Below are 20616 nucleotides of genomic sequence, written 5' to 3'. Positions count from 1 at the left end.
TGAGGTCTGTAAAAAAAAGAGACTGCCTTCATAGACAGCCTCTTTCGGTATCACTACTAACACTAAACAAATAAACTACAGACAATATCGAATCTATGAAGAACGATAGGCCGTTTCGTACACTGATTTTACGTGTGGCCCTAAGAAAATCCGGGCATAAATCCGGATGATGGCCAGTCCGTCAATGATAAAACTCAAAGAAACCGACAATGCCAAAATAGCCTGATTCTCGTGGATATGACTGAAAATCAAATCCTCCCCAATAAAAGTTGGTGTAATGGGAAAACCCGAAACCCCCAAACATGCCATTAGGAAAATAAAAGCCAGCTTGGGGTGTTTGGACGAATGCCCGTGGAATTGGTCTAGGTCAATGTTACCTTCAATGGATTTCAGTTTTGTAAGACAGAAATAGCCTAAAACTCCCGACGCAATAATGCCACTGAGGTACAAGATTGTCTGGTCGTTTTTGAAATGTTCGTTGAACGAAACCGCCAGCGCAATCCAAAAGTGGTTCATTATGACCAATATCCAACTCATCGGCGCTTTTCGGCGTTCTGTAAAGGATTTCAATACCATCAACAGCCCAATCAGCGAAAAGAAAATAGGCAGATAAGCGTGGATATTCGTGGGAATCAGTTCTTCATTGTAAAGACAAACCAATCCAATGACGTAGGTAGGAATAAAGAAAATCAGCAGCCGATTGACGGTCAGGAAATTCATTTTATTACCCGCCCATTTTAATGGATTCCATAAATAACGGTACATCAACGAATCTAGGTTCCACTCCTTAATGCTCAATAGATAGAGCGTATATTCTAGTTTTTTGGGGAAGAAATGTTCGATAGAACGGGCACGAGGAGAGAAGTTGTAGAATTGTTCGCGAATCAAATAACTTACCACCGACGGTGAAACCAGCAGCTGATACGTTCTCAAGAAAGCGTTTCCGGCAAAGTGAAACATCGCCAGTATTTCCAAACCTGCTGCCACTTCAATAAAAATCAACCCAATTTGCGCAATAGATGCGTACGCAATTTGACTTTTTACTGACGATTGAACCCGGGCAATTCCCGTCGTAATCACCGCTGTAAGTAGCCCCAATACCGCAATCAGAATCCGGACCGAGAGCTGGTGCTCCCAAAAAGGATAGGTTCTCAATAACAAAAACACGCCCAAATGTACCGAAAGTGAGCCGTAAAAAATGGCCGTCGAGGGCGTAGGCCCTTCCATGGCGCGGGGTAGCCATGAGGAGAACGGGAGCTGAGCTGATTTTGCCGCTGCCGAAATCAAGATCATAATCGAGATAAAAACCCCAATCCAAGTATGGCTTTGGAGGTGTTCGTGGACGAGTTCATAATTATTTAATTTCAGAAAAGTAATGTTTTCATGAAACAAATGGTGGCTCATCCACATGGCTAATATCAGGCCCACATCGCCAATTCGATAAATGGAAAATACTTTGACGGCGTTTTTAACCGGAAGGTAACGGTCTCTATAAAAGGCAATCAATAGAAAAGAGGAAATTCCCAAAATCTCCCAGCCCACAAAAAGGGTTTCGAGGTTGCCAGAGAGAATGATGATGTTATAGCCTACATAAAAGAACAGAATCGTATTGAAAAACCGCTTGTAGCCGCTCTCGCGGTGGAGATAATAGCGGCTGTAGATGGTGACCAGGAAAGTCAAAAACGAGCCAACAAAAAGGTAGGTAGCTCCGATTTCGTCAAAACAAAAATCAATAAAAAACTCATACCCCGTGGCTTTAAAAAGCACAATGTCTTTGATATTCAGAATGGGGCGACCATTCAACAACCAATACCCAATAAAGCCAATCGTGGAAGCCAAATGCAAGCCCACCGTGCCAAAAGCAACGCCCGAAATAACGCCTTCTTTGGGCGCAGGCACCAATAAACTGATGATAAATCCAAGAACTGGGAGCAGAATAAAAATATGAAGGAACAAGGTCATGGCAATAACTAGCTAAGTGAGTAAACGGGAAGGTTTTCGTGGTGAGTTTCCAACAAAGATGTAATGTCGTTGACCGTGTCTACGTGATTTACCAAAGGATTATAAGGCACAAAATCACCGTTTCTAAACACTGAAATTTCCTGTGTCTCGGGGTTTATCACGGCCAAATTGACCCATTCATTGATAAACCATTCGTAGGTTGCGGGATTTTTTTGAATCGTTTTCAAAACTACTTCAGGGAAGTGTTCCACAATCATCAGAAGGCGTACGGGGTCGTGTACCTCAATCATTTGGCTCGGCAGTCCGGGGCGCAAATCACCGTCGATTCCGTTGGCAACGCCAAAAAGCCCCATCACATTGTGCGGCAATTTGGTTCCGGCCCCCAATTTTTGATTATCTACCCGCGAGAAAAAGTACTCCAGATTAATGCCTCCGCATACGGGCGCGGCGGCATTGAGAATATTGAGTAGGTACTTTCCTTCAGGGTCTACTTGGTAGTCAAATGAATTTAAAAACGCTCGTCTGTCCAGAAAAACATCTTTCGATAAGCTCCGTCGGCCAATGATACAAAGGGCGTTGGTGGCGTGGTTGAGCTCTGGCCGAGGCTCAAACAACGACACTGAGCGGGTTCTGATTTTTTCGTGGATTTTTTGAGGGCTCAGTGTGGTATCAATGGATTCAAATCTCCGAGAGCGTTCTTTGGCGTTATAATCCAACGCTTTCTCAAAAATTGTTTCATTCTTTTTGTGTCTTTCCTGATTTTTGGGCGAGAGCGCGTTTTCGTCAAAGTACACTATTTCGTCGCGGGTGGTATCATGAAGGCCACCTATAAACTGGGTATCGGCAGGAATCATGATGCCTCGGTCGCTCAAAATAGCCCTGACTTTGGGGTGGTTGGCCATAAAAGAAATCACCCGCGAGTTGACCGAGCCAGCCCGACCCGCGCAGGCACCGCAGTCGTAGGCGGCATAGTGAGGGTTGTTTACGCTGCTTGCTCCGTGTCCAATCACGTACACAATGGGGGCAAAATTATCTACCAAACCAATGCTTTTTAGCAGGTTTTCGACACGAATGGCCATTTCATCAATCGTGAACCCAATTTGAAGGTCGTTTTCTTGGTGATTTGCGTGTTTGTTTTCGATGGTAAGCGTCGAAAACCGGTCCATGTGTTTGAAAGAAGAGGCCGTAGCAGGACTCATCGAAGGCCGAAAGATATTGATGAACAACTTCGCGGCTGACCAAAATCCCAGTGTTTGGGAAATCAGCCAACCTCCGTAAAAAGAGTGGGAGTGTTTGCTGAAATGTACATCTTTTTTGCGTCGGTGTTTATTGCCAATTTCTTTAATTAAGTATTTGGGCGTGACGGGAGCAGGACAAACTTTGGTATAAAATTTCCCGTCTTCGGGTTGGTAAAAGAACTCTACCCCAAAAAAACCAGGTGTACCAAAGGTTTCGCAGGCGGGGTCAAATTCTTCCAGATAGCGGCGCAGGGAGCATTCACGGTCGTCGATACAAAACATGGCCTGAAAGCTTTTGTGAGAGGTATCAACGCTCTCCTTCTTTTTACTTTGAATTCCTGTCAGTACTTGGTCATAATAACTCCATTCAAAAGCCTCTTGCCACAGCGCAAGTACTTCGTTCAGTTCGGTTTTTTCGACGGGGGCAAAAAGTGGCGTGGGCGCTTGAATAATGCGCTCTTTTAACGGTTGCCAATCTCCACCGCAGTGAAAGTCAAGGGCGTCGATTTCCAATAAAAGTTCAAACACAACCACATCATGGAGTGATATTTTGCGGCGGTCGAGCAATGTTTGCGGTTGGTCTTCAATGGCCGATACCATCCCCGACCATCCCTGATGCGCGAATTGCTGATCGTAGAGGTATTGTTGATATAGTTCTTTTTTTCCTACCAGAATTTTCAACAACGAGCTGATTTCGCACTTGCCGTTTAAAAGCAAATCTTTGGCGCGAGAAGAGCGAAAAATACTCGAAAAACTATTTTTTTCTAGCTCCCGCATGGAAGCAAGAAACGTTTTGTCTTTAATGGGGAAATTCCAAATCGAAATTCCTTGGTCAAGATAACTGCAAAGCACTCGGAAAAGAATCGGATGCACCAGAGAATCCAAATCAATGCGGTAATGCTTTTTCCAGTTGGCCCGCAATGCGCCAACCCTCGGTAAGGCCGCTGAAGCGTATTTTTTCGAAATAAGGTTGTTTTGCCATTCCTTAAGGGCTTTTGCACCTTTCTTTTCGACAATGATTTTGTCAAGCACCTCTTTTTTGATGCGCTCCGACTTATATAATTCACGGAATTCATCCAACGAAAGCGAGACTTTGTATCCAAACAATTCAGATGCTCTTTGTGTAGCTTCGTAAAATTTGTCCGCCTGAAATGCGTGCAGTGTATTGTGGTGGATAAAGTCTTTGAGTGGTGCTTGAGCGGGTAAGAAGTGCTTCAAATCATGGAGCACTTCGTGTTCATCGAACAATGAATCATGTGTTTTCATGTACTTAACTATGGTGTTTACTATGAACTCAGTAGACGGATTGAGTAACGGCAGTTGAGCAATCGGGCAGCGCCGTTTTTGCTAATGAATATTCAAATCTACGTCGAGAAGAATTTCGAGAGATTAATTTGCCATTAAAATAGAAATAGTACTTTATTTTTCAAGAACAGAGGCTTTGATTTTTTGACGCTAAAAATAAAATCAATTTATATTTAAACATTTGATTATTAAATGATTAATATCATCATTTTGATTTTGACAACAGAAAAATGGTCTTAAAATTTAGAGTTACCTCATCTTTTTTTAATCCTATTTTAATGTATTGATTTTCAATATTTTTGAGATTTTCCAGCGGCATCTCTGAAAATTCAAAGGGAGGTGAGCATTTTTATAGTATCTTATGCCCTCTAAATCGTTTTCAATCCATTGCTTTCAACAGCCCATTTGTTTTTAACATACGTTAGAATGAAGAATAATAAACTGAACAACCGCCCGCTTATCGCTGCTTTTATTTTATGTTTTGCAGCTTCATCGCTGCTCGCACAGCAACCCCCAATTCCGCGGAGAGATACTGCTTTTTTTCAACCTTTATTGGAAAATATTCATTTAAAACCCATTATTATCGGCAGCAACGGACGGTATTATTACGGTGGGCAACGCCTCCGTAACCAATATTCTCTAGAAATTCCTTTTGGTGAAATGGATGACCCAGAGGTGAATCGTTATTTTACCCGGGCGCGTACCATACGCGCGGTTGGCTCCGTAATATCGGCTTTGCCGGGTATCTATTTCTTGGTTACGTCGCGTTCGGTGGGTGGAAGAGGCGTAAGTCGTCAGACGTTCTGGATTACGTATTTTGGGGCTATCGGTGTTTCGTTGACTTCCAATCTCGTCGCAAACGCTCAACTGCGGCGAGCCGTCAATATCTACAATTCGCGTTTGGGCCGGCCACGCCTTGGGCTTTCGGCCGAACCCTTACCCAACAACGCAGTGGCGTTTGGCCTTAGTTTGAAGAAGGTATTCTAATAAATTTACGAAAATTTATCGCGCTGTGCTACGTAGAGGCCCGAAATCACCAAGGCTGTTCCAGCAAAAGTATGCCAAGAGAGCGGCTCATTGAGCAGGAGGTTGGAATAAGTAAATCCAAAAATGGGGCACAAAAACAGCCAAAGCGAAGCCTTTACCGCATCAAGACGCAACAAATAAAACCAAAGTTGCAGCGAAATAACCGACACTGGAATAATTAGCCACGCCACGGAAGCCCAAAATTGAATATCCAATTGGGCACGTTGCCAATCGGCAAAATAGATGGTAAATGGCAATAGCATCAGTCCACCGAGCATTACTTGCCAACCGTTAATCAACAGGTTGGATAATTGCCATTTTACTTTGGAATAATAAACGCTCGCCGCCGATACGGCCACAATCCCCGCCATCAGAATGGATAATCCTCTTGGGCTAGCGTAGCTGTTTTGAAGCAAAGGCCAAGTGGCCATTGCCGCCCCAGATAGTCCAAGTACTACGCCGACCACCTCGTACCAGCGCAATCGACGCTGAAGCCACAACGTCGAAATGATAATCACAAAAAGTGGGCCTGTGGCCGTTGAAAGACTGCCGATACCTGCCGCTACTTCGCGCATTGAAATCACAAAGGCACTCAAATACAGCGTTGTATTGAGAAAAGCAAAAATAAGGAGTTGGCCCCACTCTTTACCTCTGGGTAGTGGGTTTTTACGCCCTTGCACCACGTAAGCGAAGCCGAGCATCAAACTGCCCGCAATCAAAAAACGCACATTAGCCAAAATAAGCGGGTCGGCCGATCTAATGCCAAATTTAGTAGCTACCGAAGCCGACGCCCACAAAGCCGCAAAAAATAAGCCAATGATAATATTTTTCAAGAAAATAAAGGTGGGTTATAAAGTGAGCAAAAGGTGTATTTAGCGCGTCAAAGTATTATTTACAGTGTTGATTGTATTTGGTAGAAGATGCTTCGTCGCCCAAAGATTGTCCTTGTCGCCACATTTTACAGGCTTTTTCTTTTTGACTGTTTAACAAAAGTGCTTCGCCGAGCCAAGCGTGAATTTGGTCGGTGGAAGGGTCGAGATTATACGCCATTTGGAGTGCTTCCAAAGCCTCGGGTTCTTGTCCTTTACGGAGAAAATATAGACCTACATTGCGGTGTGCATAACTGTTTTTAGGCGATTTGGCCAGCGACTGGTCAATCAGCTTTTTGGCTTCCTCCAACTGATTTTGCAGCAGCAGTACGTAACCCTTGTTGTTTAAATAAATCGGGTTGACTACGTCAAAATCTAAGGCGCGATTAATGAATTGCAGGGCTTTCTCGGGTTGGTTATTACGGGCAAAAATCAGGGCTAAATTATTATAAGCCAAGTCCTGTTGTGGATTAAGCTTAAGGGCGCTTTCGAAATCGTCTTGTGCTTCTTTAAAATTTTTTTTGGCAAAATAAACAACCCCTCTGTTGACCCGCGCCTGCACGTTTCCAGCCTGCAAAGCAAGCGCACGGTCGTATTCCGAAAGCGCCTGTTCATAAAAACCCTGTTGGGATTTTAAATCGCCCCATTTTAAGTAATAATTGGAGGAATCTTGGTACACTTTACGAATCTGCTCTAAATCGGCCGCCGCCATCGAAAACTCATTTTTATCAATCAATACACCTGCTCGATTGAAATAGGCTTCGGCAAAGTCTTTATCAATCTCAAGGGCTTGATTAAAGTCCTCCAGTGCCTTGTCCCACTCGCCTATCCGCAAATAAGCAATCCCACGATTGCTGTGAACATCCGCAAAATCCTTTTTTTTCTCCAAGGCCTCGTTGTAGTAACGAATGGCGTTGGCGTATTCTTTTTGTTCTAACGCAAGATTTCCCTTTAAAAAAAATTGCGCTGCTTCACTCTGATTTTGGTCAGAACAAGCCGTGAGAACCAGGGTAAAGAAGAACAAAATGAAAACGTAACCCGAAAAAACGAATTGGATGAAGGTTTTTCGGGTGGGGGCTTTTTTGAAGAAAAATGGGGCCATAAATAATCGATATTGAAGTCACAAAGATAATGCCTTCCACGGAGGTTTTACCGAAACTGTTTTTTTTAATTACAACCTCTTTTATTGGAAAAGTCATACCAAGAAAGCTGTTCTTTTAGAGGCTCAAAAGCAACTAATTTTAAGCGCAAAATAAATCAATTAACTATCTGTTAATTAGGCAAATACATTACAATATGAAACAATTTTAAGAGGAACTTTTAGGGGTACTTTTTCGTTGTTTATTTATAATGTTTTTTTATTGAAAAAATACCAAAAACAATGATAAAGCCGCCAGAAAATCAATTAATAAATGCCGATGAGCAATGGCAAAAATCCATTCCTGCACAGGTGTTTTTGAATCATTTTAGAGGGATTGATTATCACATTCGTCACTTGGCAGGTTCTAACAAAATCGGGCATTTGACAGGGTTGCGCAGGTTCCGCCCAAAGCAAGAAACTGAACGCCTAAATCTCACCAAAAAATGGCTTCTCAACGCGTGGAATGCAGAGTTTACATTGAGAACCACCGCCGCCAATCCTGACGAGAATTTTCTCAAATATGCCCTTCACTCTACCTTCCCTCAGGCGTATTATAGCGTGTTATATAGCGCCAAGGCTTTTCTATCCATTCAAGGGATTAATGTGAATGCCGAAGCCATTATCCGGCAGATTATCAACGGGTACGTGGTCAAAGGCTGGTACCCAAAATCGGTGAGTTTTTACGCGGAGGGGCCCGTTGGGCACTATACCCTTCATCATTTGCTTGACAGTGATGAGCAAGCCCTTTTATTGCCTATCCAAACGCCTAAGCAGGCGGAAGCACACGTGGCTCAATTTCTAAAAACTACGCGTAATTTATCGGCACGGGCGTTTCGGCAGCGTTTACAGGCCAATCCTGAAAAGGCACTCCGTACCAAGACGGGAAAGATATTGACGAAGTTTGGCGTACGAAATTGGGAACAAATTGCCAACAGTATGGGTGTTACGACCTATTTCGATATTATGGCAAGACTAAAAATATCGGGCAGTCAGCGCGAATTAGAGCGGTTTGTTGAAGCCGACATTGATATTGCTCAATTTCACCATTCGTTGCTCAACATCGTGAAGTACCTCAATTTTGTCCATGAATGTTACATAGCAAAAGCGGTAGGAATAGAGCAATATTCACAGTGGATTGATGCGCTTCCCGCTTATTTGCGCGATGGATTTGTAAAACAGCGATTAGAGCTAAATACCCGACCGTTATTGGATTCCCTCCGCCCCAATCGACGACTGGCGGCCTAACGCAAACGCCCAACCAATTTTGGCTGGGCGTTTGCGTTAGGCACTGTTGTATATAAAACTAAAAAACGTCGTCATCGTCGTCATCAGCATCGGGGCCCGAAAACATACTGCTGAGTAAATCTTTAAAATGAAGCCCATTGTCCATCGCTTGCTTGCCCACGAGCGAGTATTCTGCCATTCCGTGCAGGGCAAATTCCATTAAAAACAGTTTTTCTTCGCGCCCTAATCCCCGGTGGAAATCATCCACCAGGTCGTCCAGACCTTCAATGGTACGCAAACGCGCTTCGTATTCGCGGTTGGTGAGGTCGCTCAAAATATCCATTTCATTTTCACCAAACCAATCCTGAATTTTTTGGAAAGGATTTTTAGCTCCTTTTTTCTTCTTCAGGGATTCGGGGTTGATGAAATAATTCAGAAATTGGGTACGAATGGCTTTGCCAATCAGGTTTTGGGCCACAATTACGGGCCCTTCTACTTCGCCTTCGTAGACGAGCTCTACCTTTCCACAGATGGCAGGCACTACGCCATAAAGGTCAGAAATACGTACGTAGGTCTCTTTTTCACCGTTTAGAAGCACGCGCCGCTCCGCTGCCGAAAGTAGGTTTTCGTAAGCCGCAATCGTTAGGCGAGCCGATACTCCACTTTTAGAATCAACGTATTCGCTTTCTCGGGCTTCAAAGGCAATCTGCTCAATCAAATCTTTAATGATTTCATTGGTCTTAATCATGCCTTTTTGTTCAGTTTTGACAATCGCTTCTTGCTGCGTAATCTTGCGGCCAATTTCCAGTGACTTAGGATAGTGCGTAACAATTTGACTGTCAATCCGGTCTTTCAGAGGAGTCACAATGCTCCCGCGATTGGTATAGTCTTCGGGGTTAGCCGTAAATACAAATTGAATATCCAGCGGTAAACGTAGCTTAAAACCGCGAATCTGAATATCTCCTTCTTGCAAAATATTAAACAAAGAAACCTGAATACGTGCCTGTAAATCGGGTAACTCGTTGATGACAAAAATACAACGGTGCGAACGCGGAATAAGCCCAAAGTGGATAACGCGTTCATCTGAGTAAGGTAGCTTGAGCGTAGCCGCTTTGATGGGGTCAACATCCCCAATTAAGTCAGCGATGGAAACATCGGGCGTGGCGAGTTTTTCGGCGTAGCGATCGTCGCGGTGCATCCACCCAATTGGGGTATCGTCTCCTTTTTCATGGATGATATCCCGGGCAAAACGCGAAAGTGGCTCCAAAGGGTCGTCGTTCAGGTCTGAGCCAGCCACCACAGGGATGTACTCATCTAACAAATTGACCATTAATCGTGCAATACGTGTTTTGGCTTGCCCTCTTAGTCCCAATAGATTGATGTGGTGCATTGACAAAATCGCCCGCTCCACATCAGGAATAACGGTATCCTCATATCCCCAAATACCCGGAAAAACCGATTCTTTGGCCCGTAATTTTTCAATAAGATTATCTCTTAATTCCTGTTTAATGGATTTTGGCTGATAACCCGCCGCTTTTAACTCTCCAAGCGTGTGGATTTTGAGAAGCTGTTTAGACTTCAACTCACGATAGGTCATATTGTCGAAAATTGGTTAGTTTGGGTATGTGTGTGTAACAGCCCAAAGGATAGAATAGTTTTGCATAGCTTCCCGAAAGTTAACAACTTTAAGTAAGTTTAGAGATTGCCAAGCAGTTTTTTATCCAGTTCATTTGCAACCTATTCCATTTTTCCGATATTTGTTCATACTCTGCTTGCAGAATAAATCAACCATTGAGAACCATTATGCAAATTGTTCAACAACTTCTGTTTGTCGCAGCACTCGGCCTAACGTCTTGGCTGATCAGCAAACGCATCGGAATTATTAAAAAGACGATTCAACTCGGCAAAGCCGTCGATCGAACCGACCGCCCTACCGAACGATTGTCTACCATGCTACGGGTGGCTTTTGCGCAAAAGAAAATGTTTGACCGCCCTATCGTGGGTCTAATGCACTTTGTGATTTACGCGGGCTTTTTGCTCATCAACGTTGAAGTGCTCGAAATCGTCTTGGACGGGGTATTGGGCACCCACCGGTTGTTCGCCCCATTATTGGGCGATTTTTACCCAATCCTCATCAATTTCTTCGAGTTTTTGGCCTTAGGCGTACTTGCCGTCTGCGTCATTTTTCTGATTCGGCGCAACATCACAAAAGTAGAGCGTCTTCAACCCACTCGTCACCGTGAGCTGAACGGCTGGCCTGTACTGGATGCCAATACAATTTTAGGCATCGAAATTGTGCTGATGCTAGCGATTTTGAGCATGAATGCTGCCGACAGCTTATTACAAGAACGCGGTGCGGAGCATTATCCATTGGTAGGAGGCTTCATTTTCAGCGGGTTCTTACAACCTATCTTTACCAATCTTTCGGATGGCGCTTTGGTAGCAGTGGAACGCGTCGCGTGGTGGGCGCACATTTTGGGCATTTTTGGCTTTGCGCTGTACGTAACTTATTCCAAGCATTTGCACATTTTTTTGGCGTTCCCCAATACCTATTTTACCAATTTGACTCCCAAAGGTGAAATGTCAAACATGCCAGATATTACCAAAGAAGTCAAAATCATGTTGGGACTTGAACAACCTGATGCCAACGAAGTGCCCGCCGAAATCGGGCGTTTTGGAGCCAAAGACGTGGCTGATTTAAGCTGGAAAAACCTCATGGATGCGTACTCTTGCACGGAGTGTGGCCGATGTACGTCGGCCTGTCCAGCAAACATAACGGGCAAAAAACTTTCTCCGCGCAAAATCATGATGGATACCCGCGACCGTTTGGAAGATGTCGGTAAAAACATGCTGGCCAACGGGGGAGAGTTTAAAGACGACGGCAAAAGCCTGCTCGGTGATTATATTTCAGAAGAAGAAATTTTGGCGTGTACTACCTGTAACGCTTGCGTGCAAGAATGCCCCGTGCTAATCAATCCTTTGGAAATTATTCTACAATTGCGCCGTTACAAAATCATGGATGAAGCACAGGCCCCGGGTTCATGGAATGCTATGTTCAATAACCTTGAAACCAACCAAGCTCCGTGGAAATTCTCTCCCGATGACCGTTTCAACTGGGCTGATAATCTTAAAAGCTAATGAAAGAAATATACATTTTCGGAATTACTGGTAGCTTTTTGATCGGCTTAGGGGTGTTTATTTGGAAAAAACAGGCCATTTATTTGCTGTCGAATTTTCCGCGTGATCCAAACGAACTTACCGACCCGAAAGGTTTAGCTCGCTGGGCTGGGATTTTTATCATTTTTATAGGGCTGATTTTTTTTATTTCAGGAGGTTTAACTATGTGGCTGAAAGGAACAAAATATGAGTTGCTCACTATCGTATTTCTTTTGATTTCCACATTTTTACTCACCATAACTTACCTGATTGGTGGCCAGCGGTTTGTAAAAAGTAAATGACAAAACACTTGGACCTATAAAACGCAAAAACGGGACAGTTGCCTGCCCCGTTTTTTTTAGTTTTTTGAGTAAGTTTCTTGTTTGCACCTTAGTTCACCAAAATTTTTAAGGAAACTAATCATCAATCATTCACTTGAATCCTGATTTTTAACTTGCTTAAACCACTTTGTGACTGCTTTTCAGCATTTGAGACGCTTTTGGCGTTTCTTACTCACTGTTTTATTTCCTAATTCCAAAAATAAAATCACTGAACGAAAAGAAACACTCACCCAAAGAACTATACGAATATAATTCTTTTTTTTTATTCTCCAAAATGTTTCCGAACTTTTGCAAGGGCCGACCCAATCACTTGGTGCATGTCATAATAACGATATTCTGCCAAGCGTCCGCCAAAAATCACATTCGTTTCTGCGTCGACTAGTTTACGGTATTCACGTAATAGCTTATCGTTTTTATCGTCATTTACAGGATAATAAGGTTCCTGACCCGGCGTCCACTCTTGCGGATATTCGTGTGTAATGACCGTTTTATCTTGCGTCCCAAACTCAAAATGCTTGTGTTCAATGATTCGCGTATAAGCTGTTTCTCCGTCGGTATAATTGACCACCGCATTACCTTGATGGTTGGGGGTATCCAACGTTTGATGTTCAAAACGCAGGCTACGGTATTCCAGATAGCCGAGTTTAAAATCAAAATACTCATCTAATTGGCCCGTATACACAATTTGCTTGGCCGATGCATCCAATTCTGCTCGGTTTTTAAAGTAATCTACGCCTAAACGCACATCAATTCCTTCCAACAAGGCTTCGTTGAGTTTATTATAGCCGCCAATCGGAATCCCCTGATAACGGTCGTTAAAATAGTTGTTATCAAACGTAAACCGGACTGGCAGGCGCTTGATAATAAAAGCTGGCAAATCTACACACTTACGTCCCCATTGTTTTTCGGTGTAGCTTTTAATGAGTTTTTCGTAGATGTCGGTTCCTACCAATGAGATGGCCTGTTCTTCCAGATTTTTAGGCTCTTTGATATTGGCAGCTTCAATTTGTTCCTGAATTTTTGCTTTTGCTTCTTCCGGAGTACGTACCTTCCACATTTGGTAGAAAGTATTCATATTGAAGGGCAAATTGTAGAGTTCACCGTAATAATTTGCCACGGGCGAATTGGTATAACGGTTAAATTCTACAAATGAGTTGACATAATCCCAAATGTCTTTATCATTGGTGTGAAAAATGTGCGCACCGTAGTAATGAACGTTAATTCCTTCTACATTTTCGCAGTAAGTATTTCCGCCAATGTGGTTCCGGCGGTCTACCACTAAGCATTTTTTCCCTCTTTTGGTCGCTTCGTGTGCCCATACATTACCAAATAGCCCTGCACCCACAATAAGATAATCGTACATATTTTTTTGTTTATGGCCCAATAGTATAGCCTTTCGTTTTGGGGCTATCTAAAAATTTATTTCAGGTGGAGAATGATTGTTTACAACCTCCAATACGTTATATTTTCCTCCGTATTTTTATACATTCCTTTCAGGTCCATCAAAATCGGCTCAGTATTCATAATAGACTTGAAATAGTTAATATCCAGTGTTTTATATCCGTCATGTCCTACCGAAACAATAACTGCATCATAGTCTTTGGACGGCTTATCAATGAGTGTCAATCCATATTCATGGGCGACCTCATTGGGGGACGCATACGGGTCAACAAGGTGCACATTGATGGAGAAGCTCATCAGTTCTTTGACTAAATCCGCCACTTTTGAGTTACGAATATCCGAGACATTTTCCTTAAATGTAATCCCCATCATCAGTACTTTGGCATTCTGAGGGCTTTTTCCCTTTTGAATCAACATCTGTACCAATCGTTTAGCGATAAACCCAGGCATACCGTCATTGATACGTCGCCCACTGTGGATTACTTGCGGATCGTAGCCTAATTTTTTAGCCTTATAGAGCAGATAATACGGATCAACACCGATGCAATGCCCTCCTACCAAGCCAGGGTATAGTTTAATAAAATTCCATTTGGTCCCCGCTGCTTCAATCACATCTTTGGTATCAATTCCCATCATGTCAAAAATAATGGCCAACTCATTCATCAACGAGATATTGAGGTCGCGTTGGGTATTTTCGATTACTTTGGCGGCTTCAGCCACTTTGATGGTAGGGGCTTTGTATATCCCTGCGGTGATGATTTTGCCATAGACTTGGGCAATTTCTTCCAACGCTTCGGCATCACTTCCAGAGACTATTTTCAGGATTTTATCAATGGTGCGTTCTTTGTCACCAGGATTGATTCGTTCTGGTGAGTAACCGATTTTGAAATCTTCCCCTAATGTCAGCCCAGATTCGGCTTCCAAAATTGGCAAACAATCTTCTTCGGTACAACCTGGATAGACGGTTGACTCATAAATAACGTAATCACCTTTTTTTAGTGCTTTGCCAATCGCGTGCGACGCCCCGATGAGGGGTTTCAAATCAGGCACTTTGTAATCATCAACGGGGGTAGGAACGGCTACAATAAAAAAATGAGCCTGTTGTAAATCGTCGGGATTGGCCGTAAAGAAGATGTCCTTATCCTCAAAAACAGTTGAATCCAATTCATTGGAAGGGTCTTGGCCAGCCCTCATCATATCAATACGATGTTGATTAATATCAAATCCAATGACTCGAAAATACTTGGCAAATTCTAAAGCAATAGGAAGTCCTACATATCCAAGGCCAATAATTGCTATTTGTTTCTCTTTCTGGAGGAGTTGCTGATACATTTTGTTTATTAATCTGACCGTAAAGATACAATACGTGTATGGTTAGTGCCAAATGAAAAGACCTTGACGTTTGCCAAGGTCTTTTCATTTGGGGGCCTTTAGATATTAAGGCATTAATTTCAATTCTACGCGACGGTTTTTCTTCAATCCGTCTACTGTTCCGTTGTCAGCAATTGGCTTAAATGAACCGTAAGCGTCAACAACAATGCGGTTTGGATCTTTCAAGCCTGCTTGCGCGAGGTATTGTTTTACGGCATTTACGCGGCGTTCAGAAAGAGCTACGTTGTAGCGGTCTGAAGCACGGCGGTCAGCGTGGCCAGCCATTTGCAAGCGGCATTGGGTTTTGTTCATCAACTCAACCACTTTATTGAGCAAGTCATAAAACTCTGGTTTGATGATTGCTTTATCGGTGTCGAACAATATGTTGGCAAATATTTCATTGCAAGCCATGCCAGGAAGGGCGTCTCTTACATATTTATCAAAATCAATTTTCTGACCAGCACCCGTTACGATACTTCCAGCTGGAGTGTTAGGCTCTTTATCGAAGTAGTCAGAAACACCATCGTTATCTGTATCTTGCAACAAACGAGGATCAATTTCTTTAGGTTTATTGGCTTTCGCAATTGAATCAATTTCAGCCAATGAAAGAATTCTTGGTGGTTTTACGAGCAACTTAGGATCGGTATAACGCAAGTGATAAAAACCTTTGCCAGCATCAAGTGCGTTAAAGTCATACGCCCACTTGCCGTTTTTCTTCTCTACACGTAATGGGTTTTTACCTAGTTTGTAAGTCAATGTTACGGCAAGGTAGCCATATTTATCGAGGGCTGAACTTCCTTTAGGGGTTCCTAGGAAGTTGTTGGCATCGCCACCTTCATACAAGCGACCACCCGTTGGGCCATCATAAATAGAGGAAGCGTCACCACCTACGGTTGCATCCAATTTTTCAGTATTTACGTTGTTCAAACGAAAATCAAGACCTAAATCAAGCGATTTTGTTAGTTCGTAAGAAGTACTGAATCCAACAGGGATAACCCATTCCTGTGTATAAGAAGAAGCTTTCTTATTGAGTTCAGTGGTATTGTTACGCAGTGTAGGTGAATCATCAGAGCGGCGTTGCAAACGTCCAGACCCTAACTGATAGGCGGTAGATTTGAACCAAACTTGACCAGCACCAGCATACACATCCATTTTCCAGCGTTTCAATTTTGTGGGTCCAAAAAGAAGACCTTTAATGTTTACAGTGGCTGAGAGGTCGGCTTGGAAATAATTGGCATTAAAGTAAGATTGGTAGATACGGCGTTTCATCCCTTTCAAATTTCCTGCACCAACGTCCAATCTTGCCCCAAAGAGGTAGGTGAGTTGTTTTCCAAGAGATACACCAAAATGCATGGTTCCACGTTCTGAACGGCTGTCAAAATTATTAGTACCTACTGGGAAGAAGTCATATTCACGTAAATCGCCGTAAAATTGACTTGGACCAAGATAAGCACTTAAAGACCAAGTGTTCAGCTTGTAGGGGCCTTCGTAAGGAGCCTTTGGATTGTACTGCGCTTGAGTTTCAAGCAAACAGAATCCCAACAATACGAATGTGACAAGCAGAGATACTTTTTTCATAATAAACCTTTTTGTTGAATAAGGGGGATACGTTTCACTATACCTATAAATTCTACTATCGCAAAAATAGTCTTTCCTGACCAGATTCGCCAACAAAAGTATGGATTCAATTTTTATTTCAAAAAATATTTTGATACTCTAAAGAAAATTCTTTTTTACCAGCTTTCAAAGCCTGCACGTTAATTTTCTCAAAACCTCAGCCTTCCAAAGAGGGAATGTTCCCGCAATAATTTGCTCCCGCGCCTGTCCTACAAGCCATAAATAAAAACTTAAATTATGTACACTTGCAATCTGTGCCCCAAGGATTTCTTCTGATTTGATGAGGTGCCTTAAATAGCCTTTTGTGTAAGAAGTGCTTACGTAGCCCCCTAAACGCTCATCAATAGGACTAAAATCATCTTTCCACTTCTCATTTTTAATATTTATCACTCCTTCTGTGGTGTATAAAATACCATGCCGGGCGTTCCGGGTAGGCATAACACAGTCAAACATATCGATACCTAATGCAATGCTCTCCAAAATATTTTCTGGGGTGCCTACGCCCATCAGGTAACGGGGCTTATTAGCGGGTAAAATACCACAAACCAACTCAGTCATTTCGTACATATCTTCGGCGGGTTCACCCACTGATAATCCTCCAATAGCATTGCCTTCTCGCTCCATGCCGGCAATAAACTCCGCTGATTGTATTCTTAGGTCCTTGTAAACGCTCCCCTGAACAATGGGGAATAGCGTTTGTTGGTAGCCATAAATAGACTGTGTATTGTCAAAACGGTCGCAACAGCGCTTCAACCAGCGGTGTGTCATATCCATAGACGTCCTTGCGTAGGAAAAGTCACATGGGTAAGGTGTACATTCGTCAAAAGCCATAATAATGTCCGCACCGATTCGGCGTTGAATATCCATGACGCCCTCGGGAGTAAAAAAGTGGGTAGACCCGTCGATATGCGATTTGAATTTTACGCCCTCTTCGCTGATTTTACGTCCTGTTTTTGCCAACGAATAGACCTGATAACCACCGCTATCGGTTAAAATAGGTCTGTCCCATCCATTAAAGCGGTGTAGTCCGCCCGCCTTTTCTAAAATATCCAACCCTGGGCGTAAATACAGATGGTAGGTATTGCCTAAAATAATCTGTGCCTTTATATCATCCCTTAATTCACGCTGGTGTACTGCCTTGACAGTACCAGCGGTACCAACGGGCATAAAAATGGGAGTTTGAATGGTACCATGGTCGGTCTGAATCACTCCAGCTCTGGCCTTGGTACCAGAATCTTTATGAATAATATCGAATTTCATGAAAGTGAATTAACTTTTGAGGCACAAAATTAGAATACTATATGATTTAATCTATCATCAGGTCTTTAGCATCTGCCCAACCCCTGTTATATTTGCGAACTTTTTACTACCGCATGGATATATTCTACTCGACCAATTGGTTCCTTTATCCTTTCTTAAACATTTTACTAGGCCTGTTTGTCGTAATTGTCTTAGTTCAATTGTATTATATCCTGTTCGTATTTGCGAAACTTCTTTTTCAACAGCCTCCGCTTGAGAAAGAACGATGGCCTGCTGTAACGGTTGTGGTTTGTGCACACAATGAGCTGGAAAATTTACAGGAGTTGTTGCCCATGCTCAACGAGCAAGACTATCCTAACTATGAGGTGGTTGTGATGAATGATCGTTCGTGGGACGGAACTGAAGAATTTGCCGAAGAGGAAGCAACCGTCTGGAACAAGGTTCGTTTTGTACATATCAGGCAAGAATACGACCACGTTACGCCCAAAAAGTACGCTGTTACAACCGCAGTGCGAGGCGCGAAGCATGATGTAATATTATTGACCGATGCAGATTGTCGGCCAACAACCGATCAGTGGATTAAAGGGATGGCGGCCTGTCTTACGGAGGAGAAGCAGATAGTTATTGGATTTTCCCCTTACCAAAAGCTCGACGGCTTTCTCAATCGCTTGATTCGTTTTGAAACATTTTATGTGGCTATTCAATACCTATCCTTAGCCTTGGCAGGAAAGCCTTACATGGCAGTAGGCAGGAATTTAATGTACAGAAAGTCGCTTTTTACCCAAAACAAAGGCTTTTATACGCATTTACGGGTTATGGGTGGTGACGATGATTTGTTGATGAATGAAATTGCTACTGGGCACAATACGGCTGTTTGCCTAAACGCCGATACATTTATGGTTTCCATCCCCAAAACAACGTGGAAAGATTGGTATCGACAGAAGAAACGACATTTGTCAGTTAGCAAATACTATAAAAGGGGCAATAAAATTCGTTTAGCGGTATTGTCAGGTACGCATGTACTGTCGTGGATGTTATTTTTAGGATTGCTTTTAGGTTGCTTATGGAATTATCCGGCTTTGCTTGCTTATATCATCATCATAGGCGTACTTTTTAGTATACGTCTTGTGTCACAATGGATTGTACTGGGCCTTGCCTCCCGCAAACTTTACAAATCAGTAGGTTGGTTTGTGATTCCGTTGATGGACGTGACGCTCTTTGTCTATTATTTTGTAATGTCGTTTGTAATGTGGTACAATCGACGTAAGAAAGTAAGATGGAGGTAATACCCAAATGAATCAGTAAAAACATGAATGATATGCAAATAGTAGAAAAATATTTCCCCAAGTTATCGCCTCAGCAAAAAGCCCAGTTTGGGCAACTGCAAGAGCTGTATGCCTTCTGGAACGCACAGATTAATGTTATTTCGCGGCAAGACGTAGAGAATCTTTATGAGCGCCACGTACTACACTCGCTGAGCATTGCCAAAGTGGTAAAATTCAGAGAGTTTTCCAATATTTTAGATGTAGGTACTGGTGGCGGATTTCCCGGGATTCCGTTGGCAATTCTATTCCCTGAGTCGGAGTTCCATTTGGTGGATAGCATCGGAAAAAAAATCAAAGTTGTGCAAGAAATCGCCAATGCCCTTGACTTAAAAAATGTTCGAGCCGAACATTGCAGGGCCGAACAGGCCGATGGAGACTACGATTTTGTGGTTACGCGGGCAGTGACGCGCATTGCTCCACTGTATAGTTGGGTGCGGAGTAAAATCAGCCGTAATCATGTTCACCCCATCACAAACGGTATTTTAGCACTGAAGGGAGGCGATTTGGATGAAGAGTTGGCCGAATTAAAGCGCAAAAGCCGTATCTTTGAGCTTCAAGATTTCTTTGAGGAAGAATTTTTTGAGACAAAAAAAATAGTTTATGTACCCATAGGATAGTATCCTATCTATTATACGTTAAATTTTAAACTCATGAACGAAGTATTCAAATCAAGCAGTATAAAAGACCCCGTTAGGCCGAATGAGGTTCAGTTGACCGACAAAGGTGTAAGTTTTAAAATGAGAAAACTCATTGGTGGGACCGAGCAATTTGTGTTTTACAGCGATATTTCTGGCGTAGAGATTGACAGTGGCATGTTCTTCGCAACCATCCGCGTTATTCCTCGCGCAAGGCCCGAAATTGTCATTGAAAATTTCACAAAAAGTGATGCACAGCGCATCAAGGCGCTTATTTTGGAGCGAGTTTAGGAAGTTTTGACCCTTTTCTACCCACTAGTGATTAATTTATGTATCATTTTTGGAAGGTTTAACCCATAGAATGTCAGGCAATAAGCGAAAAAGGAGTAAAGTTTTTTCAAAAAGTTCTTGCATTGAAATACTGAACTACTTACTTTTGCACCACCAAAATCGGAAACGACGTAGGTGTCCCAATTCCCGAGTAGCTCAGTCGGTTAGAGCATCTGACTGTTAATCAGAGGGTCGCTGGTTCGAGCCCAGCCTCGGGAGCTCAAGTAAAAGCCTGATAATCAACAGATTGTCAGGTTTTTTTGTTGCACTTTAGTTTAAACAATAAAATTCGGTTTAAACATTTTGAAAATGTTTAAACCGATACTGCAACTTAAACAGGCTCAAGCTGAATTCTTGGGGAAGCTAAGCATATAATTTCGTCAATCTAAATAAGAAGAATGGAATATCCCTGACA

16 protein-coding genes and 1 tRNA gene are annotated in these 20616 nt (G+C 42.8%); 8 read left to right on the top strand and 9 right to left on the bottom strand.

Going from position 1 to position 20616, the window contains the following annotated elements:
* Positions 1–93: 93 nt before the first annotated feature.
* Positions 94–1962 (bottom strand): proton-conducting transporter membrane subunit, encoded by a 1869-nt coding sequence (locus tag GVN20_RS28855; RefSeq protein WP_166561668.1) that lies wholly within the window; start codon positions 1960–1962, stop codon positions 94–96.
* 8 nt (positions 1963–1970) lie between these two features.
* Complete coding sequence (locus GVN20_RS28850) at positions 1971–4466, bottom strand: YbcC family protein (protein WP_166561667.1); 2496 nt, start codon at positions 4464–4466, stop codon at positions 1971–1973.
* A gap of 465 nt (positions 4467–4931) precedes the next feature.
* Between GVN20_RS28850 and GVN20_RS28845 the strand changes: the two genes are divergently transcribed.
* Entirely contained in the window at positions 4932–5492 is a 561-nt protein-coding gene (locus GVN20_RS28845; RefSeq protein WP_166561666.1) for a hypothetical protein, read from the top strand.
* A gap of 5 nt (positions 5493–5497) precedes the next feature.
* Here the strand turns inward: GVN20_RS28845 and GVN20_RS28840 are convergent, their stop codons facing one another.
* Both GVN20_RS28840 and GVN20_RS28835 read right to left on the bottom strand, forming a co-directional pair.
* A complete protein-coding gene (locus GVN20_RS28840; protein ID WP_166561665.1) occupies positions 5498–6364 on the bottom strand; it encodes a DMT family transporter in 867 nt (288 codons plus the stop codon).
* 55 nt (positions 6365–6419) lie between these two features.
* On the bottom strand, positions 6420–7502 hold the full coding sequence (locus GVN20_RS28835) for a tetratricopeptide repeat protein (protein WP_166561664.1): 1083 nt from the start codon (positions 7500–7502) through the stop codon (positions 6420–6422).
* A gap of 279 nt (positions 7503–7781) precedes the next feature.
* Here GVN20_RS28835 and GVN20_RS28830 point away from each other — a divergent pair, with 279 nt between their 5' ends.
* Positions 7782–8786 (top strand): hypothetical protein, encoded by a 1005-nt coding sequence (locus GVN20_RS28830; RefSeq protein ID WP_166561663.1) that lies wholly within the window; start codon positions 7782–7784, stop codon positions 8784–8786.
* A 58-nt stretch (positions 8787–8844) separates the two neighbouring features.
* On the opposite strand, the gene GVN20_RS28825 is transcribed toward GVN20_RS28830, so the two are convergent.
* A complete protein-coding gene (locus tag GVN20_RS28825; RefSeq protein WP_166561662.1) occupies positions 8845–10362 on the bottom strand; it encodes a magnesium chelatase in 1518 nt (505 codons plus the stop codon).
* A 206-nt stretch (positions 10363–10568) separates the two neighbouring features.
* Here GVN20_RS28825 and GVN20_RS28820 point away from each other — a divergent pair, with 206 nt between their 5' ends.
* Together GVN20_RS28820 and GVN20_RS28815 are read left to right on the top strand one after the other, a co-directional pair.
* Positions 10569–11903, top strand: a complete 1335-nt coding sequence (locus GVN20_RS28820; protein ID WP_166561661.1) for a (Fe-S)-binding protein — start codon at positions 10569–10571, stop codon at positions 11901–11903.
* The gene (locus tag GVN20_RS28815; RefSeq protein ID WP_166561660.1) at positions 11903–12223 is read left to right on the top strand and encodes a DUF3784 domain-containing protein; all 321 of its coding nucleotides are present in this window, start codon (positions 11903–11905) and stop codon (positions 12221–12223) included. The genes GVN20_RS28820 and GVN20_RS28815 overlap by 1 nt, the downstream gene beginning before the upstream one ends.
* Before the next feature lie 301 nt (positions 12224–12524).
* Here the strand turns inward: GVN20_RS28815 and glf are convergent, their stop codons facing one another.
* The 4 genes from glf to tgt all read right to left on the bottom strand — a co-directional run bounded on the left by glf (position 12525) and on the right by tgt (position 17911).
* Entirely contained in the window at positions 12525–13625 is a 1101-nt protein-coding gene (gene glf / locus GVN20_RS28810) for a UDP-galactopyranose mutase (protein ID WP_166561659.1), read from the bottom strand.
* Positions 13626–13705: 80 nt separating this feature from the next.
* Positions 13706–14995, bottom strand: a complete 1290-nt coding sequence (locus GVN20_RS28805; RefSeq protein ID WP_166561658.1) for a nucleotide sugar dehydrogenase — start codon at positions 14993–14995, stop codon at positions 13706–13708.
* A gap of 105 nt (positions 14996–15100) precedes the next feature.
* Entirely contained in the window at positions 15101–16612 is a 1512-nt protein-coding gene (locus GVN20_RS28800; RefSeq protein WP_166561657.1) for an OmpA family protein, read from the bottom strand.
* Between the two features lie 165 nt (positions 16613–16777).
* Positions 16778–17911 (bottom strand): tRNA guanosine(34) transglycosylase Tgt, encoded by a 1134-nt coding sequence (gene tgt / locus GVN20_RS28795; RefSeq protein WP_166561656.1) that lies wholly within the window; start codon positions 17909–17911, stop codon positions 16778–16780.
* Between the two features lie 113 nt (positions 17912–18024).
* Here tgt and GVN20_RS28790 point away from each other — a divergent pair, with 113 nt between their 5' ends.
* From GVN20_RS28790 to GVN20_RS28775, 4 genes are all read left to right on the top strand, one after another.
* Entirely contained in the window at positions 18025–19197 is a 1173-nt protein-coding gene (locus tag GVN20_RS28790) for a glycosyltransferase (protein WP_166561655.1), read from the top strand.
* Between the two features lie 32 nt (positions 19198–19229).
* Positions 19230–19853 carry a 16S rRNA (guanine(527)-N(7))-methyltransferase RsmG gene (rsmG, locus tag GVN20_RS28785; RefSeq protein WP_166561654.1) on the top strand — a complete coding sequence of 208 codons (624 nt, stop codon included), beginning with the start codon at positions 19230–19232 and terminating at the stop codon, positions 19851–19853.
* Positions 19854–19886: 33 nt separating this feature from the next.
* Entirely contained in the window at positions 19887–20162 is a 276-nt protein-coding gene (locus tag GVN20_RS28780; RefSeq protein ID WP_114067371.1) for a hypothetical protein, read from the top strand.
* Between the two features lie 184 nt (positions 20163–20346).
* Positions 20347–20420 (top strand) — tRNA-Asn (locus GVN20_RS28775).
* The last annotated feature ends 196 nt before the right edge of the window (positions 20421–20616 follow it).

The organism is Runella sp. CRIBMP, from assembly GCF_009905605.1.
GTDB lineage: Bacteria > Bacteroidota > Bacteroidia > Cytophagales > Spirosomataceae > Runella.
This window is presented reverse-complemented; position numbering and strand designations above follow the sequence as displayed.